The sequence below is a fragment of the Streptomyces marianii genome (assembly GCF_005795905.1).
Lineage (GTDB): Bacteria > Actinomycetota > Actinomycetes > Streptomycetales > Streptomycetaceae > Streptomyces > Streptomyces marianii.
This window is the reverse complement of record NZ_VAWE01000001.1, coordinates 722,220-747,330: the sequence shown is the minus strand read 5'-3', so window position 1 is coordinate 747,330 and position 25,111 is coordinate 722,220. Positions and strand designations below refer to the sequence as shown.

At 72.5% G+C, this 25,111-nt stretch carries 26 protein-coding genes; 15 read left to right on the top strand and 11 right to left on the bottom strand.

Annotation, left to right across the window (positions count from 1 at the left end):
* Positions 1-83: 83 nt before the first annotated feature.
* From FEF34_RS03415 to FEF34_RS03405, 3 genes are read left to right on the top strand one after another with little or no spacing between them, the layout of a single operon-like run.
* The gene (locus FEF34_RS03415; protein ID WP_138051797.1) at positions 84-788 is read left to right on the top strand and encodes a succinate dehydrogenase cytochrome b subunit; all 705 of its coding nucleotides are present in this window, start codon (positions 84-86) and stop codon (positions 786-788) included.
* A gap of 1 nt (position 789) precedes the next feature.
* Positions 790-2,736 (top strand): fumarate reductase/succinate dehydrogenase flavoprotein subunit, encoded by a 1,947-nt coding sequence (locus FEF34_RS03410; RefSeq protein WP_138051796.1) that lies wholly within the window; start codon positions 790-792, stop codon positions 2,734-2,736.
* A complete protein-coding gene (locus FEF34_RS03405; RefSeq protein WP_138051795.1) occupies positions 2,733-3,479 on the top strand; it encodes a succinate dehydrogenase/fumarate reductase iron-sulfur subunit in 747 nt (248 codons plus the stop codon). The genes FEF34_RS03410 and FEF34_RS03405 overlap by 4 nt, the downstream gene beginning before the upstream one ends.
* Before the next feature lie 159 nt (positions 3,480-3,638).
* Here the strand turns inward: FEF34_RS03405 and FEF34_RS03400 are convergent, their stop codons facing one another.
* Positions 3,639-4,418: a crotonase/enoyl-CoA hydratase family protein gene (locus FEF34_RS03400; RefSeq protein ID WP_138051794.1), complete on the bottom strand. Its 780-nt coding sequence runs from the start codon at positions 4,416-4,418 to the stop codon at positions 3,639-3,641.
* Between the two features lie 433 nt (positions 4,419-4,851).
* On the opposite strand from FEF34_RS03400, the gene melC1 reads away from it, so the two are divergent.
* Complete coding sequence (melC1, locus tag FEF34_RS03395) at positions 4,852-5,259, top strand: apotyrosinase chaperone MelC1 (protein ID WP_138051793.1); 408 nt, start codon at positions 4,852-4,854, stop codon at positions 5,257-5,259.
* A 17-nt stretch (positions 5,260-5,276) separates the two neighbouring features.
* Positions 5,277-6,104 (top strand): tyrosinase MelC2, encoded by an 828-nt coding sequence (gene melC2 / locus FEF34_RS03390; RefSeq protein ID WP_138051792.1) that lies wholly within the window; start codon positions 5,277-5,279, stop codon positions 6,102-6,104.
* A 160-nt stretch (positions 6,105-6,264) separates the two neighbouring features.
* Here melC2 and FEF34_RS03385 read toward each other — a convergent pair whose 3' ends face one another.
* Positions 6,265-7,002 (bottom strand): SDR family oxidoreductase, encoded by a 738-nt coding sequence (locus tag FEF34_RS03385; RefSeq protein WP_138051791.1) that lies wholly within the window; start codon positions 7,000-7,002, stop codon positions 6,265-6,267.
* A gap of 667 nt (positions 7,003-7,669) precedes the next feature.
* On the opposite strand from FEF34_RS03385, the gene FEF34_RS03380 reads away from it, so the two are divergent.
* Positions 7,670-8,176 (top strand): phosphatase domain-containing protein, encoded by a 507-nt coding sequence (locus tag FEF34_RS03380; RefSeq protein WP_456113506.1) that lies wholly within the window; start codon positions 7,670-7,672, stop codon positions 8,174-8,176.
* 233 nt (positions 8,177-8,409) lie between these two features.
* Here the strand turns inward: FEF34_RS03380 and FEF34_RS03375 are convergent, their stop codons facing one another.
* Complete coding sequence (locus tag FEF34_RS03375) at positions 8,410-8,634, bottom strand: dodecin (RefSeq protein ID WP_138051789.1); 225 nt, start codon at positions 8,632-8,634, stop codon at positions 8,410-8,412.
* Positions 8,635-8,832: 198 nt separating this feature from the next.
* Between FEF34_RS03375 and FEF34_RS03370 the strand changes: the two genes are divergently transcribed.
* The 4 genes from FEF34_RS03370 to FEF34_RS03355 all read left to right on the top strand — a co-directional run bounded on the left by FEF34_RS03370 (position 8,833) and on the right by FEF34_RS03355 (position 12,954).
* A complete protein-coding gene (locus FEF34_RS03370; protein ID WP_138051788.1) occupies positions 8,833-10,086 on the top strand; it encodes an extracellular solute-binding protein in 1,254 nt (417 codons plus the stop codon).
* 389 nt (positions 10,087-10,475) lie between these two features.
* Entirely contained in the window at positions 10,476-11,024 is a 549-nt protein-coding gene (locus FEF34_RS03365) for a hypothetical protein (protein WP_138051787.1), read from the top strand.
* Between the two features lie 194 nt (positions 11,025-11,218).
* Positions 11,219-11,995 (top strand): GNAT family N-acetyltransferase, encoded by a 777-nt coding sequence (locus tag FEF34_RS03360; protein WP_138051786.1) that lies wholly within the window; start codon positions 11,219-11,221, stop codon positions 11,993-11,995.
* The gene (locus tag FEF34_RS03355) at positions 11,992-12,954 is read left to right on the top strand and encodes a lysophospholipid acyltransferase family protein (RefSeq protein WP_138051785.1); all 963 of its coding nucleotides are present in this window, start codon (positions 11,992-11,994) and stop codon (positions 12,952-12,954) included. The genes FEF34_RS03360 and FEF34_RS03355 overlap by 4 nt, the downstream gene beginning before the upstream one ends.
* Here the strand turns inward: FEF34_RS03355 and egtD are convergent.
* Genes egtD through egtA form a run of 4 tightly spaced genes read right to left on the bottom strand, consistent with a single transcriptional unit; the run spans position 12,849 to position 17,141 of the window.
* On the bottom strand, positions 12,849-13,811 hold the full coding sequence (gene egtD / locus FEF34_RS03350) for an L-histidine N(alpha)-methyltransferase (RefSeq protein ID WP_138051784.1): 963 nt from the start codon (positions 13,809-13,811) through the stop codon (positions 12,849-12,851). The genes FEF34_RS03355 and egtD overlap by 106 nt on opposite strands.
* On the bottom strand, positions 13,808-14,563 hold the full coding sequence (egtC, locus tag FEF34_RS03345; protein ID WP_138051783.1) for an ergothioneine biosynthesis protein EgtC: 756 nt from the start codon (positions 14,561-14,563) through the stop codon (positions 13,808-13,810). The genes egtD and egtC overlap by 4 nt, the downstream gene beginning before the upstream one ends.
* Positions 14,563-15,876 (bottom strand): ergothioneine biosynthesis protein EgtB, encoded by a 1,314-nt coding sequence (gene egtB, locus FEF34_RS03340; protein WP_138051782.1) that lies wholly within the window; start codon positions 15,874-15,876, stop codon positions 14,563-14,565. Before egtB ends, egtC begins: the two co-directional genes overlap by 1 nt.
* Positions 15,873-17,141: an ergothioneine biosynthesis glutamate--cysteine ligase EgtA gene (gene egtA, locus FEF34_RS03335; protein ID WP_138051781.1), complete on the bottom strand. Its 1,269-nt coding sequence runs from the start codon at positions 17,139-17,141 to the stop codon at positions 15,873-15,875. The genes egtB and egtA overlap by 4 nt, the downstream gene beginning before the upstream one ends.
* 157 nt (positions 17,142-17,298) lie before the next feature.
* On the opposite strand from egtA, the gene FEF34_RS03330 reads away from it, so the two are divergent.
* The 3 genes from FEF34_RS03330 (at position 17,299) to FEF34_RS03320 (ending at position 19,697) form a co-directional block, all read left to right on the top strand.
* Entirely contained in the window at positions 17,299-18,144 is an 846-nt protein-coding gene (locus FEF34_RS03330; RefSeq protein WP_138051780.1) for a TIGR02452 family protein, read from the top strand.
* Positions 18,145-18,281: 137 nt separating this feature from the next.
* A complete protein-coding gene (locus FEF34_RS03325) occupies positions 18,282-19,304 on the top strand; it encodes a LacI family DNA-binding transcriptional regulator (RefSeq protein WP_138051779.1) in 1,023 nt (340 codons plus the stop codon).
* 123 nt (positions 19,305-19,427) lie between these two features.
* Complete coding sequence (locus FEF34_RS03320; RefSeq protein WP_138051778.1) at positions 19,428-19,697, top strand: hypothetical protein; 270 nt, start codon at positions 19,428-19,430, stop codon at positions 19,695-19,697.
* Between the two features lie 148 nt (positions 19,698-19,845).
* Here the strand turns inward: FEF34_RS03320 and trxA are convergent, their stop codons facing one another.
* Complete coding sequence (trxA, locus tag FEF34_RS03315) at positions 19,846-20,226, bottom strand: thioredoxin (RefSeq protein ID WP_138051777.1); 381 nt, start codon at positions 20,224-20,226, stop codon at positions 19,846-19,848.
* A 151-nt stretch (positions 20,227-20,377) separates the two neighbouring features.
* On the opposite strand from trxA, the gene FEF34_RS03310 reads away from it, so the two are divergent.
* Positions 20,378-21,829 carry a dihydrolipoyl dehydrogenase family protein gene (locus FEF34_RS03310; RefSeq protein ID WP_138051776.1) on the top strand — a complete coding sequence of 484 codons (1,452 nt, stop codon included), beginning with the start codon at positions 20,378-20,380 and terminating at the stop codon, positions 21,827-21,829.
* A gap of 68 nt (positions 21,830-21,897) precedes the next feature.
* Here the strand turns inward: FEF34_RS03310 and FEF34_RS03305 are convergent, their stop codons facing one another.
* Entirely contained in the window at positions 21,898-22,248 is a 351-nt protein-coding gene (locus tag FEF34_RS03305; RefSeq protein ID WP_138051775.1) for a tetratricopeptide repeat protein, read from the bottom strand.
* A 146-nt stretch (positions 22,249-22,394) separates the two neighbouring features.
* On the opposite strand from FEF34_RS03305, the gene FEF34_RS03300 reads away from it, so the two are divergent.
* Entirely contained in the window at positions 22,395-23,360 is a 966-nt protein-coding gene (locus tag FEF34_RS03300) for a pirin family protein (RefSeq protein WP_138051774.1), read from the top strand.
* Positions 23,361-23,771: 411 nt separating this feature from the next.
* On the opposite strand, the gene FEF34_RS03295 is transcribed toward FEF34_RS03300, so the two are convergent.
* Both FEF34_RS03295 and FEF34_RS03290 read right to left on the bottom strand, forming a co-directional pair.
* On the bottom strand, positions 23,772-24,284 hold the full coding sequence (locus tag FEF34_RS03295; RefSeq protein ID WP_267905174.1) for an IS630 family transposase: 513 nt from the start codon (positions 24,282-24,284) through the stop codon (positions 23,772-23,774).
* 4 nt (positions 24,285-24,288) lie between these two features.
* Positions 24,289-24,885, bottom strand: a complete 597-nt coding sequence (locus FEF34_RS03290; protein WP_138051773.1) for a histidine phosphatase family protein — start codon at positions 24,883-24,885, stop codon at positions 24,289-24,291.
* Positions 24,886-25,111 lie beyond the last annotated feature (226 nt).

Genomic DNA, 25,111 nt, shown 5'->3' with positions numbered 1-25,111 from the left:
CCTCCACGATAGTCCCTGCCTATCGAGATCAGCCGGACCATGTCTTGGACCTCTCGGTGCCTCCGCGCCTAGCGTCTGTGTCCATGGCTCTGGCAACCCGGACGGACCGACGGCCGTCCATGACGCGCACGATCTGGGGATCGACCGTCGGCAAGAAGACCGTGATGGCCGTGACCGGCCTGATCATGCTCGGCTACCTGGTCGTCCACATGCTGGGCAATCTCAAGATCTTCTTCGGCTCCGACGAGTTCAACGGCTACGCCCACTGGCTGCGCACGCTCGGTGAGCCGTTCCTCCACCACGAGTGGGCGCTGTGGATCGTCCGCCTCGTGCTCCTCGCGGCCGTCGTCCTGCACGGCGTGTCGGCGTACCAGCTCAGCAGGCGGGACATCCGGGCCCGTCCGAGCACGTACGTCCACAAGCGCCGGCGCGCGAGCTACGCCACCCGCACCATGCGCTGGGGCGGCATCATCCTCGGGCTGTTCATCGTCTGGCACCTGCTGGACCTGACCACGCTCACCGTCAACGAGAACGCCCAGCCGGGCAGGCCCTACGAGAACGTCGTCGCGACCTTCTCCACCCCCTACGGCAACGCCGTCTACCTCACCGCGATGCTCGCTCTCGGCCTGCACGTCCGCCACGGGTTCTGGAGCGCGGCCCAGACCCTCGGGGCGGGCAGCGCACGCCGCGACAGCGCGCTCAAGGCCGCGGCCGACGGCCTCGCGCTGGTGCTGACGGTGGGCTTCGTCTCGGTACCCGTCGCCGTCATGACCGGAGTCGTGAGCTGACATGAGTTACCCGAACTACGAGACCGGCGCCCCGATCGCCGACACCAAGGCGCCCGACGGCCCCATCGCCGACCGCTGGGACCGGCGCCGCTTCGGGGCCAGGCTGGTCAACCCGGCCAACCGCCGCAAGCACACCGTGATCGTGGTCGGCACGGGACTCGCCGGCGGCTCGGCCGGCGCGACCCTCGCCGAACAGGGCTACCACGTCGTCCAGTTCTGCTACCAGGACTCGCCGCGACGCGCCCACTCCATCGCCGCCCAGGGCGGCATCAACGCGGCCAAGAACTACCGCAACGACGGCGACTCGGTCCACCGCCTCTTCTACGACACCGTCAAGGGAGGGGACTTCCGGGCGCGGGAGTCCAACGTCCACCGCCTCGCGCAGATCTCCCTCGAGATCATCGACCAGTGCGTCGCCCAGGGCGTGCCCTTCGCCCGGGAGTACGGAGGTCTCCTCGACACCCGCTCCTTCGGCGGCGTCCAGGTCTCCAGGACGTTCTACGCCCGCGGCCAGACGGGCCAGCAGCTGCTGCTCGGCGCCTACCAGGCGCTGTCCCGGCAGATCGCGGCGGGCAACGTCGAGATGCACCCGCGCACCGAGATGCTGGACCTGGTCGTCGTCGACGGCCGGGCCCGCGGCATCGTGGCCCGCGACCTGATCACGGGCCGGATCGACACGTACTTCGCCGACGCCGTCGTCCTGGCCACCGGCGGCTACGGCAACGTCTTCTACCTGTCGACGAACGCGATGAACTCCAACGCCACCGCCGTGTGGCGGGCCCACCGGCGCGGCGCGTACTTCGCCAACCCCTGCTTCACCCAGATCCACCCCACCTGCATCCCGCGCACCGGCGACCACCAGTCCAAGCTGACGCTGATGAGCGAGTCGCTGCGCAACGACGGCCGGATCTGGGTGCCGAAGGCCAAGGGCGACACCCGCCCCGCCGACCAGATCCCCGAGGGCGAGCGCGACTACTACCTCGAGCGCATCTATCCGTCCTTCGGCAACCTCGTCCCGCGCGACATCGCCTCGCGCGCGGCGAAGAACGTCTGCGACGAGGGGCGCGGCGTCGGACCCGGCGGCCAGGGCGTGTACCTCGACTTCGCCGACGCCGTCCGCCGCATGGGCAGGGCCGAGGTCGAGGAGAAGTACGGCAACCTCTTCGACATGTACGAGCGGATCACCGCGGAGAACCCGTACGAGGTGCCGATGCGGATCTATCCCGCGGTGCACTACACCATGGGCGGTCTGTGGGTCGACTACGACCTCCAGACCTCCGTGCCCGGCCTGTTCGCGATCGGGGAGGCCAACTTCTCCGACCACGGCGCCAACCGGCTCGGTGCCTCCGCGCTGATGCAGGGTCTCGCCGACGGCTACTTCGTGCTGCCGTCCACCATCAACGACTACCTGGCCCGCCATCCGCACACGCAGGCGGTCGACGCGGCGCACCCGGAGGTCGCCGGGGTGCTCGCCGAGACCGAGGACCGGCTGAACCTGCTGCTCTCCGTCGACGGAGACCGTACGCCGGACTCGTTCCACCGCGAGATCGGCGAGCTGATGTGGGAGTTCTGCGGAATGGCCCGCACCGACGCCGGGTTGCGCAAGGCCCTCGACCGGATCCCGCGGATACGCGAGGAGTTCTGGCGCCGGATCAGGGTGCCCGGTACCGGAGAGGAGTTCAACCAGTCGCTGGAGAAGGCGAACCGCGTCGTCGACTACCTGGAACTGGCCGAGCTGATGTGCCTCGACGCGCTGCACCGGTCGGAGTCCTGCGGCGGCCACTTCCGGGAGGAGTCCCAGACCGCGGACGGCGAGGCGGAGCGCAGGGACGAGGAGTTCTCCTACGCCGCCGCCTGGGAGTTCACCGGCACCGGCGCCCCGCCCGTCCTGCACAGGGAAGACCTCGTCTTCGAGTACGTCCATCCCACCCAGCGGAGCTACGCATGAAGCTCAGACTGCGCGTCTGGCGCCAGAAGAACGCCGACGCACCCGGCGCCATGGTCGCCTACGAGGTCGACGGCATCTCCCGGGACATGTCGTTCCTGGAGATGCTCGACACGCTCAACGAGGAACTCATCCTGCGCGGGGAGGAGCCGGTCGCCTTCGACCACGACTGCCGGGAGGGCATCTGCGGGGCATGCTCGCTCGTCATCAACGGCGAGGCGCACGGCCCGGAGCGCACCACCACCTGTCAGCTCCACATGCGCTCGTTCGAGGACGGCGACACGATCGACGTCGAGCCCTGGCGCGCCTCCGCCTTCCCGGTGGTGAGGGACCTGGTCGTGGACCGATCGGCCTTCGACCGGATCATCCAGGCCGGCGGCTACGTCTCCGTCCCGACGGGCTCCGCGCCGGAGGCGCACGCCACGCCGGTCCCCAAGGCCGACGCCGACTCCGCCTTCGAGCACGCCGAGTGCATCGGCTGCGGCGCGTGTGTGGCAGCCTGCCCCAACGGCTCGGCGATGCTCTTCACCTCGGCGAAGGTCAACCACCTCAACGTGCTGCCGCAGGGCGCGCCGGAACGCGAGACCCGGGTCCTCGACATGGTCGCGGCCATGGACGACGAGGGCTTCGGCGGCTGCACCCTCACCGGCGAGTGCGCGACGGCCTGCCCGAAGGGCATCCCGCTCCCGTCGATCACCGCGATGAACCGCGAGTGGCTGCGCGCCGCGCGCAAGGTGAAGCGTTAGGGACCGGGCCGCCGCCTGCACCGGCGGTGCGGCCCCGGCCGGCTGCCCCGCCGTCCACGGGGTGGCACGGCCGGGTCGCGCAGGCGGCGGACGCCGGGGGCGGCGGATCGCCGCCGGTGCCGCTCCGCCCGGCGGCGCATCGGGCGCACGGGGCGCACATCAGTCCGTGAAGGACCCGTGGCGGCCCGCGCCCTCGGCGAAGCGGTTCGCGCCCGACCGGGTCTCGCCGGCGGTGAGGGGCACGAGACCGTGCCGGTACTCGCCGGCGAGCGCCTCTGCTTCGGGCAGTCCGTGCTGTTCGAGCGCGGACAGCCGGTCGTGGCGCAGGCACAGCTGGGGGAACGCGGCGATCTCGCGGGCGAGCCGCTCGGCGGCGCGCCGGGACTCCCCGCGCGGGACGAGCCGGTTGGCGAGACCCATGTCGTAGGCCTCGGCCGCCGGCACGGGGCGACCGGTGAGGATCAGGTCCATGGCGCGGCTCTCCCCGATCAGCCGCGGGAGCCGAACCGTGCCGCCGTCGATCAGCGGGACGCCCCAGCGGCGGCAGAACACCCCGAAGACCGCGTCCTGTTCGGCCACGCGCAGATCGCACCAGAGAGCGAGCTCCAGACCGCCGGCCACGGCGTGGCCGGAGACCGCGGCGATCACGGGCTTGCCGAGCCGCATCCGGGTCGGGCCCATCGGGCCGTCGCCTTCAGCGGCGACCGTGTTGCCGCGCTCGCCGCCGACGGCCTTCAAGTCGGCGCCGGCGCAGAAGGTGCCGCCCTCGCCCCACAGCACGGCGACCGCGGCGTCCTCGTCCGCCTCGAACCGCCGGAAGGCGTCGGCCAGCAGTGCCGCCGTGGGGCCGTCCACGGCGTTGCGCACCTCGGGGCGGCTCAGGACGACGGTGAGAACGGGGCCGTCGCGCTCGATCCGTACGGCCGGGGTGTCACCCATCGTTCGTCCTCCCGCTGTTGTGCCCGCCTGGTCCGGTCGAGGATCCTCCCGGGTGCCCGGCAGCGGCACAACCCCCAGGGGGCTGGCCACCCCGAGACGCTTTGCATGGGGGTATTCAGACCAGCGCTCTTGGCATATTTTCCGGACAGATTCTCCCTGTGGTGCCGGGCACGCCGGATGGTCGCGGTGTGAAGATTTTTCACACGACTGTCACATCCGGCCACCTTTCTTGCGTCGGGACGGCTCGCGAACGGCGCAAACAGCAAGATCAACGCTGTGCAACTCTGCACTGTGTGTGGTGACTTGTCCGTATGGCGGCCAACCTGTCCGTCTCGACTACTGCTTGGTGCCGGGCGGTCTGTAGGCATGGTCACGGCGGTTCCGGCCCGACCACCGGAACCGCCGTTCCATCACATCCACTTGGGGGTAACGCATGTCCGGAATCACCCGCCGCAAGGCGCTGGGCGTCGCCGCTGGCGGCGCCGCCGGCCTCGTCGCGGCCGGAGCCGCGCACGCCGCGGTACAGCAGGCCGAACCACCGGCGCACGGCGCCCAGGGCGCCACCGCCGCGCCGGGCTCGTTCGACGAGGTCTACAAGGGCCGCCGTATACAAGGCGGTCGCACGCACGACGGGGGCCACGGCGGCGGGCACCACGGCGGTCACGGCGCCGGCTACACCGTCCGTATAGACGGCGAGGAGCTCCACGTCATGCGGAACGCGGACGGCACCTGGATCAGCGTCATCAACCACTACGAGCCGCAGGCCACCCCGAAGGCGCTGGCCCGCGCGGCCGTCACCGAACTCCAGGGCGCCGCCCTCGTCCCGCTCGCCCTCGGCTGAACCGGAGCGCCACCGCCATGACCGTACGCAAGAACCAGGCCCAGCTCACCGCCGACGAGAAGCGGCGTTTCGTCAACGCCCTCCTCGCTCTCAAGCGGAACGGGCAGTACGACTCCTTCGTCACCACGCACAACGCCTTCATCATGAGCGATACCGACAACGGAGACCGTGTGGGTCACCGCTCGCCGTCGTTCCTCCCGTGGCACCGCAGATTCCTCATCCAGTTCGAGCGGGCCCTGCAGTCCGTCGACCCGTCCGTGGCGCTCCCGTACTGGGACTGGACGGCCGACCGCACCACCGTCTCCTCGCTGTGGGCCGCCGACTTCCTCGGCGGCACCGGCCGCGCCCGTGACGGACAGGTCATGGACGGCCCCTTCGCGGCCGCCTCCGGCGGCTGGACCGTCAACGTCCGCGTCGACGGCCGCACCTTCCTCCGTCGCGCCCTGGGCTCGGGCGGCCGTCAGCTGCCGACGAAGGCCGAGGTCGAGTCCGTCCTGGCCATGCCCGCCTACGACGCCCCGCCGTGGAACAGCTCCTCGGACGGCTTCCGCAACCACCTGGAGGGCTGGCGCGGCGTCAATCTGCACAACCGCGTCCACGTCTGGGTCGGCGGTCAGATGGCGACCGGCGTCTCCCCGAACGACCCGGTGTTCTGGCTCCACCACGCCTTCATCGACAGGCTCTGGTCCGAGTGGCAGCGGCGCCACCCCGACTCCCCCTACCTGCCGGCCGCCGGCACTCCGCACGTCGTGGACCTCCGGGACACCATGCGCCCGTGGAACGACGTGACGCCGGCGGACATGCTCGACCACCGGCCGTACTACACGTACGACACGGCCGCCTGACACCGGCCGCCGGGCCCGCGCCCGGCGTGGCGCCGGCCGGTCACCGGCCGGCGCGTGAGCCGTTCCTCGTCAGTGAGCAGGAGTCTGTCCTGGGCGCACTCCCGGAGACCGGCGAGGCCGAAACAGGCCCCCGGAGCCGGGAGCGCGCCGGAAGCGGGCGCTATCGGCGCCCTAGCCAGTCCCCGTAGTACGTCGGGCCCAGGTCGGAGTCCTCCGGCGCGACCAGCACGTCTCCCGCCACCAGCGCGAACGGACCCGCCTGGTCGTCGGTGACCACGGTGCGGCCGTCGGGCCGCGCGGCCAGAGTGATCCGTCCCAGCTCGTCCAGGGGGAACACCTCGGGGCCGCCGATGTTGCGAATGCCCTGCAGCGGGGTGCCGGACGCGGCGCCCACGACCGCCGCGGACACATCGGAGGCGGCGATCGGCTGCAGGGGGGTTCGGGGCAGCCGGACGACGTCGCCGTCGGTCGTCCAGGACATGATCGGTTCGACGAACTCGAAGAACTGCGTGGCCCGCACGATCGAGTACGGGGTGCGCCCGCTCGCGACGACGTTCTCCTGCGCGGTCTTGGCCCGGTAGTAGTCGAGCTGGGGCACCCGGTCCACGCCGACGATCGAGAGGACCACCAGATGCCGCACACCGGCCTCCTCGGCCGCGGCCCCGACGGCGTTCGCGGAGGATTCGAAGAAGTCGATGGAGGAGGCGTCGAACACGGGGGAGTTCGTCAGGTCGATCACCACGTCGGAGCCGGAGAAGGCCTCCCGCAGGCCCTCGCCGCTGACCACGTCGACCCCGGTGGAGCGCGTGGCGGGCACGACGTCGTGCCCGGCCGCCGTCAGCCGTTCGACCGATCGGGAGCCGATCAGGCCGCTTGCCCCCAGGACTGTGAACTTCATGGCGCACCTTTCGTCGGCCGCTCGTGTCCCCGAGGTGTCACCGCGGCAACGGCTCGCAGCGGCCTGCCTGTTGTGGGCAGGCCGGCCCCTCGCGGGCCGAGTGGGCGTCCCGCGCAGGGCGCCAGGAGCCCGGGGCGGGCCCTCGCCGCGCACGGCGCCCGTCGGTGCCGCCTTCGCGCAGTGCGCGCCCGGCCTTCGAGTCGCCCTTGACCACGGTACGCCCCACCGCGTGGCGGCCGCAGCACGGCCGGAGGGGCCGGAGCGCGCCGGTGACCGGCGGCCGCCGTCGGGCGGCGCCGGGACAGGGTGAGGGCGGTGCCGACAACCGGGAGACGAGCGGTGGCAGGTAGGCGGTCGGAGTGGGCTGAACCCCAACGCCCGGCCGCTTCGGCGCGTCGCGTCGGCCCGCGGTCGGCGGTTGACCGGTCCATGAGACGAGACGAGGCCCGCGCCGGATCGGCCGAGGCCGTTGCGTGTGGCGCGGCCACCCGTGGTACGACGATCGGCCCTCCGTGCAGGCACGCCCGGACGGAGGTGGTGTGAGGGCGAACGACGATCCGGTGACCGGAGCCCCGGCGGACAGGAACCGGAGCAGCGCAAGGCCAGGAAGGCGCCCAGACCGTCCTGACGGCCGGCGGTGTGCGGACGGGCCGTACCCTTGGGGCCCGTGACGCAGCAGACGCAGACGATCCGGGGTGGCAGGCCGCTCGCGGTCTTCGACCTGGACGGGACCCTCGCCGAAACCGGCCACCGGCAGCACTTCCTGGAGCGCAGGCCGCGCGACTGGGCCGGCTTCTTCGCCGCGGCGCCCGACGACGCACCGCTCGCGGAGGGGCTGCGACTGGTCGCGGAGGTCATGGGGGAGTGCGAGGTGGGGTACCTCACCGGCCGTCCCGAGCGCTGCCGCGCGGACACCGTGGAGTGGCTGGAGCGCCACGGCCTGCCCCTCGGCCGCATCTGGATGCGGCGCGACCACGACCGCCGCCCGGCGCGTACGACCAAGCTGGAGGTCCTGCGGCGCCTCGGGCGGACCCGGGAGATCCGGATGCTCGTCGACGACGACGAACTCGTCTGCGACGCGGCGCAACGCGCGGGCTTCCGTGTCGTCCGAGCCCACTGGGCCACGACCTCCACGGCGATGCGGGCGGCCCAGCAGACGGAGGGCCGTACCTGACGGGGCCCGTACCTGACGGAGATGCGCACGCGGGACGTATCCGAGGCGTACCCGACGGAGGGCGGCCGCGCAGGGTCCTCGCTCGCATGCACGGCCGGTCGTCCGGCTGACGGCCCCGGCCCCGGCGCGCATCGCGTCTCTCGCCCGGCCCGGACGGGGTGTCACACAAGACCGGTCCCGGTCGGTGCGGGCCGACGATCCACGGGGGCCGTGCGGCCGTTCGGGTGATGGTGTCAGCCCGCGCCCTCCGCGTCCTCGATCCGGAACCCGACCTTCAGGCCGACTTGAAAGTGCTCGACCGCGCCGTTCTCGATGTTGCCGCGCACCTGCGTGACCTCGAACCAGTCGAGGCCGCGCAGTGTTTGCCCGGCTCGGGCGATGCCGTTCCGGATGGCCTGGTCGACGCCCTCGTGCGACGTGCCGACGATCTCGGTGACCCGGTAGGTGTGGTGGGACATGAGGGCCGTTCTCCTCTCAGCCGTGTGGCTCGCTCCACTCCACCGTGCCCCAGCCCGTGCGGCTCCGCGAGACATCGGGGCTTGACCCCGGAACTTGGTCCAGACCAGAATTCCCACCACGCGCAACCGCCTCGAATCCCGTTCGCTCCCCCCACGTCGTGCTCACTTCCCCGTGCCCTCACGCAGAAGGTGACCTACGTGATGAACCCTTTACTGGCCGGCGCCGTCGCCGTCGTGTCCGCAACCGCCCTGACGGGATGCGGGCTTCTCCCGGGCGGCGGTTCGGGCGACCGTACGGTCACCGTCTGGCTGATGAAGGACAGCGTCTCCGACGACTTCCTCGAGCGCTTCGCCGCCGAGTTCGAGCAGACCCACCCCGGCGTCCGGCTGGACGTCACCTTCCACGAGTGGACGGGCATCGGGAAGAGGGTCCTCGCGGCGCTGGAGAGCGACGACGCCCCCGACGTCATCGAGGTCGGCAACACCCAGGTCGCCCAGTACGCCGAGAGCGAGGGGCTCCTCGACCTCACCCTGGAGTCCGTCCGCGACCTCGGCAGCGAGGACTGGCTGCCCGGGCTCGCCGAGCCCGGCCGGGTCCACGGTACGCAGTACGGCGTCCCCTGGTACGCGGCCAACCGCGTGGTCGTCTACAACAAGGACCTCTTCGAGGAGGCCGGGATCAGCCGCCCTCCCAAGACCCGCGCCGAGTGGCTCGAGGACACCGAGAGGCTCAACACGGGGGGAAGGCAGGGCATATACCTCTCCGGACAGGACTGGTACACCCTCGCCGGCTTCGTCTGGGACGAGGGCGGCGACCTCGCCGTCGACCGGGGCGGCGTCTGGCAGGGCACCCTGCACGAGCCCGGCGCCGTCCGCGGGATGACGTTCTACAAGAAGCTCCAGGCCCTCGGGGACGGGCCCGAGAACGCCGACGAGATGACCCCGCCGCAGACCGGGGTCTTCGCCGAGGGCGACGTCGCCCAGATCATCGCGACCCCGTCCGCCGCCACCCTCGTCGTGAAGGAGAACCCGGCGCTCGAGGGCAGGATCGGTTTCTTCCCCGTCCCCGGGAAATCCGCCGGGAAGCCGGGTGCCGTGTTCACCGGCGGTTCGGACCTGATCATCCCCGAGAAGGCCGGGCAGCGCGCCGCCGCGATCGAAGTGGTCAAGGCGCTGGCGGGGGAACGCTGGCAGACCGATCTCGCGAGGACCATGAGCTACGTGCCCAACAAGACCGGCCTCGCCTCCGTCATCGAGGGCCAGGAGGGCACCGCCGCGATGGCCGCCGGGGCCGCACAGGGCCGGGCCACGCCGAACTCGCCGCACTGGGCCGAGGTCGAGGAGGACAACCCGATCAAGCCGTACATGACCGCCGTGCTGGGCGGCGCCGCCCCCGCCACCGCGGGCCGGGCCGCCTCCGAGCGCATCACCACCGCCCTCGCCGGCAGCTGAGCCGGCGGGGGCGGAACCCGCGTCGGCCGAGCCCGCCGCGGCCGTGCGCATGGTGCCTTCCGGATCTGGTTCGCGTAGGGAGGGAGCCACCGGCGAAACCCAGGGGGCGCCTCCCGGACCGCCCGGGTCCTCGCTGCGGCGGCCCTCGCGCTCCGCTGCCCCGCCCCCTTCGCTGGCGAGGCCGCGACGCGGGCGCACCACCGTGAGCGGCGTGTCCACCGGGGGACGGGCGTGTGTCCCCCGATCGGAGTACACGATTCCTCCGTCACACGGGCCACCCAGGGGACCACGGCGGCAGGCCGCGCTTCCTAGCGTGGAGACCACCGGTCGGACCCGCCGGGGGACACGGAACCGGCGGACCCGCCGCACCACGAGAAAGGAAGATCGCTATGAACGTCATCGTCAAGTCCGCACTGGCCACCGCTGCCGCGGGAGCGCTCACTCTCGGAGGCGCGGCCGTCGCCAGCGCACAGGCGAAGGCGGCAGCACCCACGGGCGCCGTTGCCTCGGACGTCGCCGCCGCCTCCCGGCCTGCGCCGAAGGCCGTTGCCGGGGACGTCGCTGTGGCTTCGGTGCCTGCGGCGAAGGCCGGCAAGGACGTCGCTGTGGCTTCGGTGTCTGCGCTGAAGGCTGGTGCCGGGGACATTGCTGTGGCTTCGGTGCCTGCGGCGAAGGCTGGTGCCGGGGACGTCGCTGTGGCTTCGGTGCCTGCGGCGAAGGCTGGTGCCGGGGACGTCGCTGTGGCTTCGGTGCCTGCGGCGAAGGCTGGTGCCGGGGACATTGCTGTGGCTTCGGTGCCTGCGGCGAAGGCCGGTGCCAAGGACGTCGCTGTGGCTTCGCTGCCGGAGCTGAAGATCAACGCCCCGGACGGCAAGGTGGCGTCCGCGCCGGAGTCCGTCGCCGGGGCGGTCGCCGCGGCCGATCGGGTCAAGGTGTGACGCGAAGCGGCCATCCCCGCCGCAGGGTACGTCCTCACCTCCCGCCCTCCCCGTACGGGGAGGGCGGGCGTTCAGACTGCGCACATCCCCGCTCCGCACCGCCGTCATGTCGAATCCAGCCGGTCACGGAATTAGTTAGGGGCGGACCGCCGCAGCCGCGGTCCGGTCCCACCGTTCCGGCAGAGGAGACCGCCATGCCCGCATCGCCAGCTGTCGTCCCCGCGCCCCTCGTCGCCGCCGAGCCCCGCTACGTGGTGTCGCTCGCCAGGGACCAGGAGGACGTACGGGCCGCGCAGCGGCTGCGCCACCAGGTGTTCGCCGGGGAGATGGGCGCCCGCCTCGAAGGCCCGGAACCCGGACTGGACATAGACGCCTTCGACGCGTACTGCGACCACATCCTGGTGCGCCACGAGGACACCGGCGAGGTCGTCGGCACCTACCGCGTGCTGACGCCCGAGCGCGCCCGGGTCGCCGGACGGCTCTACTCCGAGACCGAGTTCGACCTGTCCCGGCTCGCCCCCATCCGCGACGACCTGGTCGAGGTGGGCCGCTCCTGCGTCCACCCCGCCCACCGCAACGGTGCCGTCATCGCCCTCGTCTGGGCCGGGCTCGCCCGCTACATGACCCGCACCGGCCACACCTGGCTGTCCGGCTGCTGCTCGGTGCCGCTCGCCGACGGCGGTGCCCTCGCCGCCGCGACCTGGGACGCCGTCAAGGCCAAGCACCTCGCGCCGGAGGACTACTGGGTCACTCCGCACAAGCTCTGGAGCGCCGACGGCATCGCCCGCCCCGAGGGCCGCACCGAACTCCCGCCGCTGCTGCGCGGCTACCTCCGTCTCGGCGCCTGGATCTGCGGTGCGCCCGCCCACGACCCCGACTTCGGCGTCGCCGACCTCTACGTCCTGCTGTCGCTGCGCCGTACCAACCCCCGCTACCTGCGTCACTTCCTCTCCCTGGCGCCGGTGAAATGAGCGTCTGGCTGCCCACCGCTCCCTGCACGCCCGCCGACTGCGCGTCCCCGCGGTGGCCGGCCGCGCGCCGGACCACCGCGGTCCTCCGCCTGATCACCGGTACGGCGGCGGTGCTCGCGGGCGTCGTTCTCGCCCCGGCGGCGACCCTCCTGGGACCGGCCGGCCGCGCCCGTCTCGTCGGGCTGTGGTGCCGCGCGGTGATCCGGGCCTTCGGCGTACGGGTCCGGGTGACAGGCGCCTTCCCGGGGCAGCGGGGGCCCGGGCTTCCCGGGCCGGGCACCCTCGTCGTCCCCAACCACATCTCCTGGCTGGACGTCCCGCTCGTCGCCTCGGTCCTGCCCGGGCGGATGCTGGCCAAGCGGGAGGTGCGGCAGTGGCCCGTGCTCGGACCGCTCGCCCGGTTCGGCGGAACCCTGTTCGTCGACCGCGACCGGCTGCGGGAGCTCCCCGGCGTCGTCGGGGCGGTGGCCGGTGCGCTCCGGCGCGGTTCGCGGGTGATCGTGTTCCCCGAGGGCTCGACCTGGTGCGGACGGGAGCGGGGCCGCTTCCGGCATGCCGCGTTCCAGGCCGCCCTCGATGCCGGCGCGGCCGTACAGCCCGTGCGGATCGCCTACCGGCCGGTCGGCGCGGCCGCGTTCGTCGGCGACGACGCGCTGGGCGCCTCGCTCTGGCGGGTGGCGGCCACCGCCGGGCTGACCGCGGAGATCACGGTCCTGCCGCCGATCCCCGCCGCCGCCCACCCCGACCGGCGGGCACTGGCCGGGGCCGCTCATCACGCCCTCTGCGGGGCGGCGGCGCCCGAGGCCGCCACCGCCCCGCACCGGGCACTCCCCGGGCCCCGCAAGGGCACCACTCAGACCGCGGTCGAAAGCGACAGCGCGAACCTGCCCTCGGGGTCCGTCCACCACTCGGTGAGTTCCATTCCGGCGGCCGCGAGTTCCGAACGCACGCCCTCCTGACGGAACTTCGCCGACACCTCCGTACGGATCTCCTCGCCCGCCTCGAACGGCACGACGAGGTCCAGCTCGCGGATCCTCACCTTCGCCGCCTCGCGTGCGCGCAGGCGCATCTCGATCCACTCCTCCCGCGCGTTCCAGACGGCCACGTGGTCGAAGCCGTCGAGCGGGAAGTCCGCGCCCAGCTCCCGGTTGACCACGGCGAGCACGTTCTTGTTGAACTCCGCCGTGACTCCCGCCGCGTCGTCGTACGCGGCGACCAGCACCCCCTCGTCCTTCACGAGGTCCGTGCCGAGCAGCAGCGCGTCCCCGGGCGACAGGAGCGCGCGCACGGACCGCAGGAAGTCCGCGCGCTCGCCGGGCAGCAGATTGCCGATCGTGCCGCCGAGGAAGGCGACCAGCCGCGGGCCCGGGGTGTCCGGCAGGGCCAGCACCCGGGTGAAGTCCGCCACCAGCGCGTGCACATGGAGCCCGGGGCGATCCGCGGGCAGCGACTCCCCGGCCCCGGTCAGTGCGCTCTCGCTCACGTCCACCGGGAGGTAGCTGTGCAGTCCGGGCAGGGCGTCCAGCAGGAAACGGGTCTTCTCCGACGAGCCGGAGCCGAGCTCCACCAGGGTGCGGGCGCCGGTCGCGGCGGCGATGTCCCGGGCCCGGCCGGCGAGGATCTCCCGCTCGGCACGCGTCGGGTAGTACTCGGGAAGCCGGGTGATCTCCTCGAACAGCTCGCTGCCGCGGGAGTCGTAGAACCACTTCGGCGGCAGCTCCTTGGGACTGCGGGTCAGGCCGTGCTGCACATCGGCGCGCAGCGCGGCACTCGTGGCGTCCTCGGGCAGGGTGCGGGTCAGCTGGAACGGGCTCACGCGGACGGCTCCTTGAGCGGGGTCAGTAGTACGTCGGTACGGGTCGCCGTGAGCAGCGCTCGGTCGGGCACCTCGCACCAGCGGGGATCGTCGTCGTACGGCTCCGACGCCACGACCGTGCCCCGGCCGGGTTCGGCCAGGTACCAGAGCGTGTCGCCCCAGGCGGTCGCGGCGATCGTCACGCCGTCGGTCAGCAGCAGGTTGAGCCGGGAGTCCGGCGCGGCCCGGGCCACGTCGAGCACGGTGTCGGCCACGGCCTGCCCCGGCTCGTCACCGTCCCGCAGCCGGTGCAGCACCAGCGCCCACAGCAGCGCGGAGTCGCAGCGCGCCTCCAGCGACAGCAGTTCCGTCGCGGGCAGTGCGGTGGCGAGCGCGGCAACGCTGCCGGGCCAGCCCCTCACGGCGCCGTTGTGGCTGAACAGCCAGGGCCCGGTGGCGAACGGGGCGGCCGCGGCCTCGCCGTCCGCGCCGGCCTCGGTGGCGTCGCGCACGGCGGCCAGCAGAGCCTCGCTGCGGACCACCCGGGCCAGATCGGCGAAGGACAGGTCGGCCCAGACGGGGCCGGAACGCCGGTAGCGCGCCGGCACCGGATCGCCCTCGGCGTACCAGCCCACGCCGAAACCGTCCGCGTTCACCGTCCCGTACCGCTGCCGGCGTGGCGCCCACGACTGCCGCAGCAGCGCATGCGGCGGGCGCACCAGCAGCTCACCCAGTGCCGTCGGCCGCCCCAGGAAGGCGATATGGCGGCACATCACGCGTCCCGCGCGGTACGGAACCCGCAGAAGATCTGCCGGCGCACCGGCAGGTCCCAGTTGCGGAAGGTGCCCCGGCAGGCCACGGCGTCCACGGCGAACGAACCGCCCCGCAGCACCTTGTACCCGGGGCCGAAGAACACCTCCGAGTACTCGCGGTAGGGGAAGGCCGCGAAACCCGGGTACGGCAGGAAGTCGCTCGACGTCCACTCCCACACGTCGCCGATCAGCTGCCGCACCCCGAGCGGTGAGGCGCCCTCCGGGTACGCCCCGGCGGGTGCGGGCCGCAGATGCCGCTGCCCCAGGTTCGCCCGCTCGGGCGTCGGGTCCTCGTCGCCCCACGGGTAGCGCTGCGAGCGGCCGGACGCGGGGTCGTGCCGGGCGGCCTTCTCCCACTCCGCCTCCGTCGGCAGCCGCCGTCCCGCCCAGCGCGCGTAGGCGTCCGCCTCGAACCAGCTGACGTGCAGCACCGGCTCGTCCTCGGGCACCGGCTCGGTCACCCCGAACCGGCGGCGCAGCCACTGGCCGCCCTCGCGCCGCCAGAACAGCGGCGCGCCGATGTCGTGCCTGCGGATCTGGTCCCAGCCCTCGGGCGCCCACCAGCGCTCGTCGGTGTAGCCGCCGTCCGCCACGAACGCCTGGAACGCCCCGTTCGTGACGGGGGTGGTGTCGATGTGGAAGGCGTCCACACGGCGGTGGTGCGCGGGCCGTTCGTTGTCCAGGGCCCACGGCTCCGTGGAGGTGCCCATCGTGAACGGGCCCGCCGGCACCAGCACTTCGGCCGGCAGCCCGGCCGTGCCGCCGCCGGGCGGTTCCGGCGCGTCGAGCGCCGCCGGGCCGCGCCGCAGCTGGTGGGTGATGAGCATGGTCTCGTCGTGCTGCTGCTCGTGCTGCGCGATCATCCCGAAGGCGAAGGCGGCGTCCACGAGCGGGCTGCCGTGCAGCGGGTGCGCCTCCAGTACGTCCAGCACCCGGCCGCGGATGTCGGAGGCGTACGTCCGGGACTCGGCGGGGGACAGCAGCGGCAGTGTCGGGCGCTCGGCACGCGGGTGCTCGAAGGCGTCGTACACCGAGTCGATCTCGGGCCGGATCGCGTCCCGTCCGGCGACGGTCCGCAGGAGCCACTGCTCCTCCTGGTTGCCGATGTGCGCCAGGTCCCAGACGAGCGGGGACATCAGGGGCGAGTGCTGGGCGGTGAGCTCGTCGTCCTCGACGCACTCCGTCAGCAGCCTGGTGCGGGCCCGGGCCGTGGTGAGCGCCTCCAGCGCGCGCTTCCTGAGCACGTCGTCCGCGGCCACCGGGGTCTCGGTCATGAGCTGGTCTCCTTGCTGAGGAGCGAGAAGCCGTCGGCCGGGCAGCGGCCCGGCAGGACATGGCGGTCGTGGAACGCGGCGACCGCGTCCTGCACGGCCTGTGAGGCGCCCAGCCGGGGCAGGGCCTCCAGGGCGACGGCGAAGCAGCTGACGGCCGCACCGTGCAGTTCGGGGTCGGTGAGCCCGTTCCGCGCGGCGCTCTCCCACAGGGGGTTGCGGGGCGCGGGCCGGGTGCCGGCGGTCTCGGCGAGCGGCTTGACCGTGCGGTAGGCGGTCTCCGCGGCCTCCGGGTCGTCGAACAGCGCCATGGTGACGGCGAGCGGAACCATCCATCCCGTCTCCCCCGGCTGCGCGTCGATCATGCGCAGTTCGAGATGCCCGCGCGGCCGCACCGGAGGGAAGAGCGTGGTCATGTGGTACTCGAGGTCGGCGCGGGTGGGCGGCCGGGGCTTCCCGGACCGGATCCACTGCCGGAACGTCAGCCCGTCCGGCACCGGCCAGGGACCGTCCGCGGCCCGGATGCACATCACCGGCGTGTCCAGCACGTGCGCGACCCAGGCGTCGCGCGGCGGTGCGCCCGTGGGCGGTGCCAGGGCCCGTGCCGGGTCCAGGCCGGCCCACAGCGACTGCCGGGTCGAGCGCCATCCGGTGGGCTCGCCGGCCCCGGCCGGGGAGTTGGCGAAGGCTGCGACGAGCACCGCCCCCAGCAGGTGCGCGAGCTGCCAGCGGCGGCCGAGGCCGAGCGGGCCGGGCTCCTCGTGCCCGGCGTCCAGGCACACCTGGACGGACGCGGAGGAGCACATCATGGACCGGCCGGCGGGGCCGGTGCGGTCGAAGCACGCCTCCATGGCGTCGTACCGCGGCTCGCGCAGCAGCCGGCGGGGCGGGTTCCAGGGGTCGTGACCGTATCCGGTCAGAGTCAGCCCGGACCGGGCCAGTGCGGTCCGGACGGTGGTCAGATCAGCCGCCGTGGAGTCGATGCACTCCATCAGCGACGCGGCGGGCCGCGAGCTGAGCTCCAGCTGCCCGCCCGGTTCGAAGGTGAGCGCCGAACCGAGGGCCAGGCCCCGGAGTCCGGCGAAGGCCCGGTCGAGACGGGCCTCGTCGACGGGCAGATGCGGTAGGTACCGGTCGTGCACGAGCCATTCCAGCTCCACGCCGACGGTGCGGGGCGGGCCCGTCTTGAAGCAGATACACCGGAGCAGTGCTTCGGCGTCGTCCTCGGAGAGGGGCGGGGTGCTGCCCGCGTGGCCGGGTGCTGCCATGGTCGAATCCTCCTGTCGAAGGCGTTCCGTCCACCTAATGCCACCGCTGCGGTTCGCACAAGACTGCCCCTCGAGTGGGGCGGCTCTGCTTCCGGCGAGGTGAGCGGGGCGAATACAGGCTTGCCGGGCGCCTCCTTGATCACTGAGGATTCGGGGCATGAGTGCACGCTTGCGTGGGGTCGCACGGCAGACCCAGGAGATCGTCGAAGCGGGCCGTTACCGGGCACCGGGCGGCCACACGGTGACGATCGGCGGGGATCTGTCCGCCGCGGTCGAGGGGACACGGATGTTCGGGCCCGGGCCCGTGCCGATGGTCCCCGACACGGACCGTTTCAGCCTATGCGAGGTGACCGGGGAGAGCAGCCTGGCGGCCGCGCGGCGGTTGACCGGCCGGAGCGCCGGTCCGGTCGCGGTCCTGAACTTCGCCTCGGCCCGCAATCCCGGGGGCGGGTACCTCAACGGCGCCCAGGCGCAGGAGGAAGCGCTCTGCCGCGACTCCGCGCTCTACACCACGCTGCTGGCCGTGCCCGGGTTCTACGCCCACCACCGTGAGGTCCGGGACCCGTTCTACTCCGACCGGGTGATCCACTCGCCCGGAGTGCCGGTGTTCCGGGACGAGCGAGGCGGGCTCCTCGACACCCCGTTCACGGTCGGCTTCCTCACCTCGCCGGCGCCCAACGCGGGCGTGATCACCGGCCGCACGCCTGAGCTGGCCGACCGTATCCCGGCGGCCCTGGCCTCCCGGGCCGAGCGGGTCCTGGAGACGGCTGCGGTGACGGGCTACCGAAGGCTCGTCCTGGGCGCCTGGGGCTGTGGGGTCTTCCGCAACGACCCGGCGCAGGTCGCGGGGGCGTTCCGGGCGCTGCTCACCGGGGACGGGCGCTTCTCCGGGCACTTCGACGAGATCGTCTTCGCGGTGCTGGACCGGACCCGGGAGACGAGGACGCTCGGGGCGTTCCAGGCGGCCTTCCCGGCGGGCTCGTCGCCTGCTCAGGCATCCTGAGCCCGGGCCCGCGTCGCGACCGGCACCGGCCCCGGTCCGGGCCCGGTCGGTTCCGTCCCCGTTCCGCCCCGGCGGCGATCACTTCAGGCCAACCCCCGGGCCGACCGCGGAAACGGTCTGGAAGGATTCCGGGCGCGATGAGCCACACATCCAGAGAGTCACGAGAACGCTCCGTTCCGACCAGTGCCGACGTCGCCCGGCTGGCGGGAGTGTCCCGGGCGACCGTCTCGTACGTGCTGAACAACGCTTCGGCGGTACGCATCAGCGAACCCACCCGCCGAAGAGTCCGCCGGGCCGCGGAGGAACTGGGGTACGTGCCCCACGCGGCCGCGCGCAGTCTGCGCGCCGGACACAGCCGTATGGTGCTGCTGCCCACCGCGCACGTTTCCGCCTGCCCGCCCCACAGCCGCTTCCTCGACGAACTCCAGTGGGCGCTCCGCGGCCTCGACTACACCGTCGTCCAGTACGGCAGCATGGGCCTCGACGGCGACTCCGCGGCCCGCGCCTGGGCGGAGCTGCGGCCCGCGGCCGTCGTCTCCCTCGGGGAGACCGTCCTGACCCCCCACAGCGTGCGGTTGCTCAAGCGCTCGGGCGTCAGGGCCGTGATCACGCTGGGTACCCGCGCCGTGGAGGGCGCGCACTCCCTCCTCATGGACCAGCGGCAGATCGGTGCGAGGGCGGCGGAACACCTGCTGGAGCGCGGTCACCGCCGTCTCGGCGTGATCATGCCCGAGGAGCCCGGCCCCGGACTCTTCTCCGAGCTGCGTCTCACCGGTGTCCGCCGTGCGGCGGAGCCGCACGGGGCGACCGTCCGGGCCGTGCCGCTCGCGTGCGAGGAGAGGGCCGCCGAGGCGCTCGCGGCGGGCTGGCGGGAGCTTGGGCTGGACGCGGTCTACGCGTACAACGACGAGTACGCCATGCTCCTGATGCGCGCCCTGCAGGACGTCGGCCTCTCCATCCCCGGGGACACCGCCGTGATCGGAGCGGACGACCTGCTGCTCGGGCGGCTGCTGCGGCCGCGGCTGAGCACCTTGCGCATCGACGTGGTGACCGGGCAGTACCTCGCCGGGCTCGTGGACCGCGCGGTCCGGGACCCCGACGGGGCACCCGAACGCCACGACGTGATGGCGACGAGGGTGGTGCGGCGCGAGTCGACCTGAGGCGTGGGACCGGCTGCGGCCGGCGTGGTGCCACCAGCGGGTGGAGCGGTGTCCTCAAGGGGGATCCGGCCGGAGGGCGGGGCCCGGCATGCGTGACGCGCCGGGCCTGACTAGCGTCATGGCATGAGCACTGTTCCGCGGCGCTTCGAGATCCTGCTCGTGCCGGAGCACGTCGAGGACCGCGGTGGCGCCGCGGTCGAGGACAGCGCGGTCCGCACGGCTGTGGTCGAGACGACCGGGGAGCTGGGCGCGTCGGGCTATCCGCGCTACGCGGGCCACGGCATCGTCGCGGACGTCGACCCCGACACCCGCACGGTGGAGGCGCTGCTCGTGGACGGCTCGGAGCTCGACTACGGGCTGACGGCGCTGGTCAGGGACTGGCAGCCCGACTGAGGGGGGCCGCAGCCACGGCAGGCACGGGCCCCGGGGCGACGGGCACCGCGGGCCGCGGTCGGGACACCGGGGACATCGGGGGAGGGGTGCCCGAGTACGCGGGCGCGCCCGGCCTGCGGTGTCCGCGGCCGGGCCCGCCCCGCGTGCGTCACTGCTGCGTGGCCTCGTTCTTCTGCGCGTCCTCGATGGACTTGCGCACCTCGTCCATGTCCAGGCCGCGCGCCTGGCCGATCACGTCCTCCAGGACGGGCTCGGGCAGCGCGCCCGGCTGCGCGAAGACCGCGACGTTGTCCCGGACGATCATCAGCGTCGGGATGGAACGGATGTCGAACGCCGCCGCCAGCTCCGGCTGCGCCTCCGTGTCGACCTTCGCGAAGACGAGGTCCTCGTGGCGCTCGGAGGCACTTTCGTACACCGGGGCGAACTGGCGACACGGACCGCACCAGGAAGCCCAGAAGTCGATCAGGACGAAGTCGTTCTCGGAGACGACCTGATCGAAGTTTTCCTTGGTGAGCTCGACAGTGCTCATTACTTACTACCTCTTCCTGGGGTGTCCGGTCGGCCCCGTCCCTCCGGCGCCCTCGCGGCCCGGATGGACGTCCGCCACAACAGGCGCGGAGTACGGCCGTATTCCGCCTGCCCATGTGGCCACGCTCCACACGTGGCACCAGACTGTCCGTATGACGGAAGCCGTGGAGTACGACGTGGTGGTGCTGGGGGCCGGGCCGACCGGCGAGAACGTCGCGGACCGCACACGGGCCGCCGGTCTGAGCACGGCGGTGGTGGAGGGCGAGCTGGTCGGCGGCGAGTGCTCGTACTGGGCGTGCATGCCGAGCAAGGCGCTGCTGCGGCCCGTGATCACACGCTCCGACGCGCGCAGGGTGCCCGGTGTGCGCCGGTCGGTGCAGGGCCCGCTCGACACGGAGGCCGTCCTCTCCCACCGCGACGAGATGACCTCGCACTGGAAGGACGACGGCCAGGTCTCCTGGCTGGACGGGATCGGCGCCCGCCTGTACCGCGGCCAGGGCCGGCTGCACGGACCCCGCAAGGTCGTCGTCGAGGGACCGGAGGGCGAGCACCATGTGCTGACCGCGCGGCACGCCGTGGCCGTGTGCACGGGCAGCCGCGCGGCCCTGCCGGATCTGCCGGGTCTCACCGGGGCCGGGGCATGGACCAGCCGCGAGGCGACCAGCGCGCACGAGGCGCCGAACCGGCTCGTCGTGGTGGGCGGGGGAGTCGTCGGCACGGAGATGGCCACCGCCTGGCAGGGGCTCGGCTCGCAAGTGACCCTGCTGGTGCGCGGCGGGGGGCTGTTGCCGCGTATGGAGCCGTTCGTCGGTGAGCACGTCGCCGAGTCGCTGACCGAGGCCGGGGCGACCGTACGGACCGGCGTGCGGGTGGCGGCGGTCAACCGGCCCGACTCCGGCGGTCCGGTCACCGTCGTCCTCGACGACGGGGAGATGATCGAGGCGGACGAGGTGCTGTTCGCCACCGGCCGCGCCCCGCGCACCGAGGACATCGGTCTGGAGACGGTGGGCCTGGAGCCCGGCTCCTGGCTCGCGGTGGACGACAGCTGCCGGGTGGACGGCCACGAGTGGCTGTACGGGGTCGGCGACGTCAACCACCGTGCCCTCCTCACCCATCAGGGCAAGTACCAGGCCCGGATCGCCGGGGCGGCGATCGTTGCGCGCGCCCGGCACACCCCTCTGCTGGAGACGGACCGCTGGGGTGCGCACACGGCGACGGCCGACCACGACGCCGTTCCCCAGGTCGTCTTCACCGACCCGGAGGCGGCCGCGGTCGGCCTGTCGCTGGCCGAGGCCCGGGCTGCCGGGCACCGTGTGCGCGCCGTCGACAAGGACCTCGCCGCCGTCGCCGGCGCGAGCCTGTTCGTGGACAACTACCGCGGCCGCGCCCGTATGGTCGTCGACCTCGACCGGGAGATCCTGCTCGGCGTCACGTTCGTCGGGCCGGGCGTCGGCGAGCTGCTCCACTCGGCCACGATCGCGGTGGCCGGGGAGGTGCCGATCGACCGGCTGTGGCACGCGGTGCCGTCGTACCCGACGATCAGCGAGGTGTGGCTGCGTCTGCTGGAGGCGTACCGGGACGGCGGGGACGGCCAGGGCGGCTGACCGGCTCAGCCGTCCCGTCCCGTCCCGTCCCGTCCCGTCCCGGGCCGGGCCGGGGCGCGGTCCGGGCCTCACCGCACGTCGGGTAGGTCCCCGGACATCGCCGCCGCCATCCGCAGATGCGGCGCGGCCTCGGTGCGCCTGCCCTGCCGCTCCAGCGTGCGGCCCAGCATCAGGCGGGCGTAGTGCTCGACCGGGTCGCGCTCCAGCACCGCCAGGAGCTCGGTCTCGGCCCTGCCGAGTCGGGCCGAGTGGTAGTAGGCGCGGGCCAGCAGCAGCCGCGGTGCGACCTGCTCCGGCGCCTCGGCGACGAGGCCGTCGAGGATCCGCGCGGCCGTCATGTACTCCTTGGCGTCGAAGAAGAACCGCGCGCGGTCCCACCGCTCCGCCGGTGTCCCGAACTCGTAGTAGGTGTCGCTCACTTCATCTTCCTCTCCGTCGTCCGGGGATCTCTCGAAGGTCCGCTGCCCCGCCACCCCGTCAGGCCGTCAACCCCGAGAGGGTGGTTGAATATTCCACATTCGCGTGCTGCGGCGCATCGGCACCACACAGGACTAGGTTGGGCGCCATGAGCAATCTTGATCGTCAGGCTGCGCTCTCCGTGTGCGGCGGCAAGGGCTTCGTCGTCGCCGATCCGGTGCGTGAACTCCTCACCCCCCGCCGAGTGCCGCTCGGTGAGTCCACCGAGGTCCGCCGGCTGCTCCCCAACCTCGGCCGCCGGATGGTCGGTGCCTGGTGCTTCGTCGACCACTACGGTCCCGACGACATCGCCGACGAGCCCGGGATGCAGGTCCCGCCCCACCCGCACACGGGCCTGCAGACCGTGAGCTGGCTGCACGAGGGAGAGGTGCTGCACCGGGACAGCGTCGGCAGCCTCCAGACGATCCGGCCGAAGGAGCTCGGGCTGATGACCTCGGGGCGGGCGATCAGCCACTCCGAGGAGAGCCCGAAGAGCCACGCCCGCTTCCTCCACGGAGCCCAGTTGTGGGTGGCCCTGCCCGACGCCCACCGCCACATGGAACCCCACTTCCAGCACCACGCCGAGCTCCCGCAGGTCACCGGCCCCGGCCTGACCGCCACGGTCATCCTCGGCGAGCTCGACGGCACCGTGTCGCCGGGCTCCACGTACACGCCGATCGTGGGAGCCGACCTCGCCCTCGCCCGCGGCACCGAGACCGCCGTCCCGCTCGAACCGGACTTCGAGTACGCCGTCCTCTCCATGTCCGGCGATGCCCGTGTCGACGGTGTTCCCGTGCTCCCCGGCTCGATGCTCTACCTCGGCTGCGGCCGCCGTGAACTGCCCCTCCGAGCGGAGTCGGACGCCGGTCTGATGCTCCTCGGCGGGGAGCCGTTCGAGGAGGAACTCATCATGTGGTGGAACTTCATCGGACGGTCCCACGAGGACATCGCAAACGCTCGCGAAGAGTGGGTGAGCGGCTCCCGTTTCGGCGTAGTGGAGGGTTATGACGGCGGTCGGCTGGCTGCCCCCGAACTCCCGCCTGTTGCACTGAAACCACGGGGTAGGGTGCGCTGACCTGGGGTGATGAAAGGCTGGTCGCCCTGCCGAGCGCGGTACGTCCGCCCCCGTTCCCGCCAAACGGAGAGTGGCGCATCACTCCTCTGATGACCACACCCGGTGCTGTCGGCAGCACCGGGTGTGGTCATCTGTAGGCAGGTCGAGTAGACCCAATGCTGACCAATGCCGACTCTACTGATGGGTCGTCAGGGCGGTGAGTTTCATTTTCTCGCTGTTCCCATACCTGCCACGAGTCGGTCGGTGGGGGGCTTCAGGGACCATGCCGCCGTCGGCGACAACCCCGAGCGCATCCGCTCCCAGGCCGCATTCGCCAACGCGCCCTGTCCCGAATCGCCGCCCAGCATCTGGAGATTGAACGGCTCCGACAGGCCCTGACTGCGCGCTCGAGCATCCAGGCATCCCTATTGATCAGAAACTCATGGGGTTCTCGTTCAGGACGTAGCGGACGTGTGGGCTGCCGAAGTATCCGCGGACGATGTGCGGCTGGCGCTGGCGCTGGCGCTGGCGTCGGCGGAAGAAGCGGCGGGTTTCGGCGGCGAGTTCGGCTTGATCGCGGGCTCGGTGCTGGCGGGGCAGGCTGTGCTTGAGGTCGGCGTTGACCAGCTCGTCGGGGTTCAGCTCGGGCGAGTAGGCGGGGAGGAAGTGCAGCTCAACGTCGTCGGGGTGGGCGGTGAGCCAGTCGCGCACCTTCTTGGACCGGTGGGCGGAGTGTCCGTCGACGACGAGGTGGACCCTTTGGCCGAAGTGGCCGGCGAGCCGGTCCAGGAAGCGGCACATCACCTCCGCGGTGAAGCTCTCAGTGAAGACCATGAAGTGCATGCGGCCCTTGGTGCTGATCGCGGACATCGCGTTCACGGAGAACCGATTCCCGCTACGCCGCACGATGGGCGTTCTGGCCACCACCGGGCCCGGCTGTCGCATCGGCCTATGGAGAGAGGCCGGGTGACGGCGCCCCGGGCAGAGGGCAAACCACGCTCAGCCGCAGGTTCCAGCGTCCCGCTCGCCCGGTGAGCGTGAGAAGGGACAGCGGGGGCACGTCAACGCGCCACAAAGCCGCGGGCGGAGCGTTCAGGGCGTGAACGGCTGCGGCGCGTACGACGGCGGGCTCCACGACAGCGAGAACCCGTCCGGAGTCTTCGGGCAGGCTGTCCATCCAGATGCCGACGCGCAGGAGGAGGGAGGACATGGACTCTCCACCGTGCGGTGTCGCGTCCGGATCAGTCATCCATGCGGAGATGCCCTCGGGATCGGTCGCGGCCACGTCCTCCAGCTTGCGGCCGCTCCAGCGGCCGAAGTCACAGTCGCGCAGGGCGGGCTCGACGGCTGCGGGGATTCCCACCGCCTTTGTGGTCTGCTCGCACCGTGCTGAGGGCGCCCTGTAACGCAGCGACGCCTCAGGCAGCGCGCCCGCCACCGTGCGGGCCTCTTGCATCCCCCGCTCGTCCAGCAGACCGTGGCCGAACCGGGCCTCGCGCACCGCAGGGCCCGCGGCGGCGCACAGCAGGGAGAGCCGGATCGTCATGGCCGGAAACCTTCCCGTCGTCGTCCCCGCGTGCCGAGCCCTGCGTGGGTCGTGCGGGTGTGGTGCGCCTGATGATGCCAGGGGGTTGAGAGTCACCGCCGCCTGGTCGCAGGCGGTATCGACGTGCCGTGCCGCCTTCTGTACCCTCTGCTGCGGAAGGACGACGGCGCTACGGAAGCCCGGTGAGAACCCGGCACGGTCGCGCCACTGTGAGCCGAGCGGCAAC

What these genes read in the sequence shown, in the direction of transcription:
- FEF34_RS03415 (WP_138051797.1), top strand. Translation starts at nt 84, where the DNA reads ATGGCTCTGGCAACCCGGACGGACCGACGGCCGTCCATGACGCGCACG.
- FEF34_RS03410 (WP_138051796.1), top strand. Translation starts at nt 790, where the DNA reads ATGAGTTACCCGAACTACGAGACCGGCGCCCCGATCGCCGACACCAAG.
- FEF34_RS03405 (WP_138051795.1), top strand. Translation starts at nt 2,733, where the DNA reads ATGAAGCTCAGACTGCGCGTCTGGCGCCAGAAGAACGCCGACGCACCC.
- FEF34_RS03400 (WP_138051794.1), bottom strand. Translation starts at nt 4,418, where the DNA reads ATGGGTGACACCCCGGCCGTACGGATCGAGCGCGACGGCCCCGTTCTC.
- melC1 (WP_138051793.1), top strand. Translation starts at nt 4,852, where the DNA reads ATGTCCGGAATCACCCGCCGCAAGGCGCTGGGCGTCGCCGCTGGCGGC.
- melC2 (WP_138051792.1), top strand. Translation starts at nt 5,277, where the DNA reads ATGACCGTACGCAAGAACCAGGCCCAGCTCACCGCCGACGAGAAGCGG.
- FEF34_RS03385 (WP_138051791.1), bottom strand. Translation starts at nt 7,002, where the DNA reads ATGAAGTTCACAGTCCTGGGGGCAAGCGGCCTGATCGGCTCCCGATCG.
- FEF34_RS03375 (WP_138051789.1), bottom strand. Translation starts at nt 8,634, where the DNA reads ATGTCCCACCACACCTACCGGGTCACCGAGATCGTCGGCACGTCGCAC.
- FEF34_RS03365 (WP_138051787.1), top strand. Translation starts at nt 10,476, where the DNA reads ATGAACGTCATCGTCAAGTCCGCACTGGCCACCGCTGCCGCGGGAGCG.
- FEF34_RS03360 (WP_138051786.1), top strand. Translation starts at nt 11,219, where the DNA reads ATGCCCGCATCGCCAGCTGTCGTCCCCGCGCCCCTCGTCGCCGCCGAG.
- FEF34_RS03355 (WP_138051785.1), top strand. Translation starts at nt 11,992, where the DNA reads ATGAGCGTCTGGCTGCCCACCGCTCCCTGCACGCCCGCCGACTGCGCG.
- egtC (WP_138051783.1), bottom strand. Translation starts at nt 14,563, where the DNA reads ATGTGCCGCCATATCGCCTTCCTGGGGCGGCCGACGGCACTGGGTGAG.
- egtB (WP_138051782.1), bottom strand. Translation starts at nt 15,876, where the DNA reads ATGACCGAGACCCCGGTGGCCGCGGACGACGTGCTCAGGAAGCGCGCG.
- egtA (WP_138051781.1), bottom strand. Translation starts at nt 17,141, where the DNA reads ATGGCAGCACCCGGCCACGCGGGCAGCACCCCGCCCCTCTCCGAGGAC.
- FEF34_RS03330 (WP_138051780.1), top strand. Translation starts at nt 17,299, where the DNA reads ATGAGTGCACGCTTGCGTGGGGTCGCACGGCAGACCCAGGAGATCGTC.
- FEF34_RS03325 (WP_138051779.1), top strand. Translation starts at nt 18,282, where the DNA reads ATGAGCCACACATCCAGAGAGTCACGAGAACGCTCCGTTCCGACCAGT.
- FEF34_RS03320 (WP_138051778.1), top strand. Translation starts at nt 19,428, where the DNA reads ATGAGCACTGTTCCGCGGCGCTTCGAGATCCTGCTCGTGCCGGAGCAC.
- trxA (WP_138051777.1), bottom strand. Translation starts at nt 20,226, where the DNA reads ATGAGCACTGTCGAGCTCACCAAGGAAAACTTCGATCAGGTCGTCTCC.
- FEF34_RS03310 (WP_138051776.1), top strand. Translation starts at nt 20,378, where the DNA reads ATGACGGAAGCCGTGGAGTACGACGTGGTGGTGCTGGGGGCCGGGCCG.
- FEF34_RS03300 (WP_138051774.1), top strand. Translation starts at nt 22,395, where the DNA reads ATGAGCAATCTTGATCGTCAGGCTGCGCTCTCCGTGTGCGGCGGCAAG.
- FEF34_RS03295 (WP_267905174.1), bottom strand. Translation starts at nt 24,284, where the DNA reads ATGCGACAGCCGGGCCCGGTGGTGGCCAGAACGCCCATCGTGCGGCGT.
- FEF34_RS03290 (WP_138051773.1), bottom strand. Translation starts at nt 24,885, where the DNA reads ATGACGATCCGGCTCTCCCTGCTGTGCGCCGCCGCGGGCCCTGCGGTG.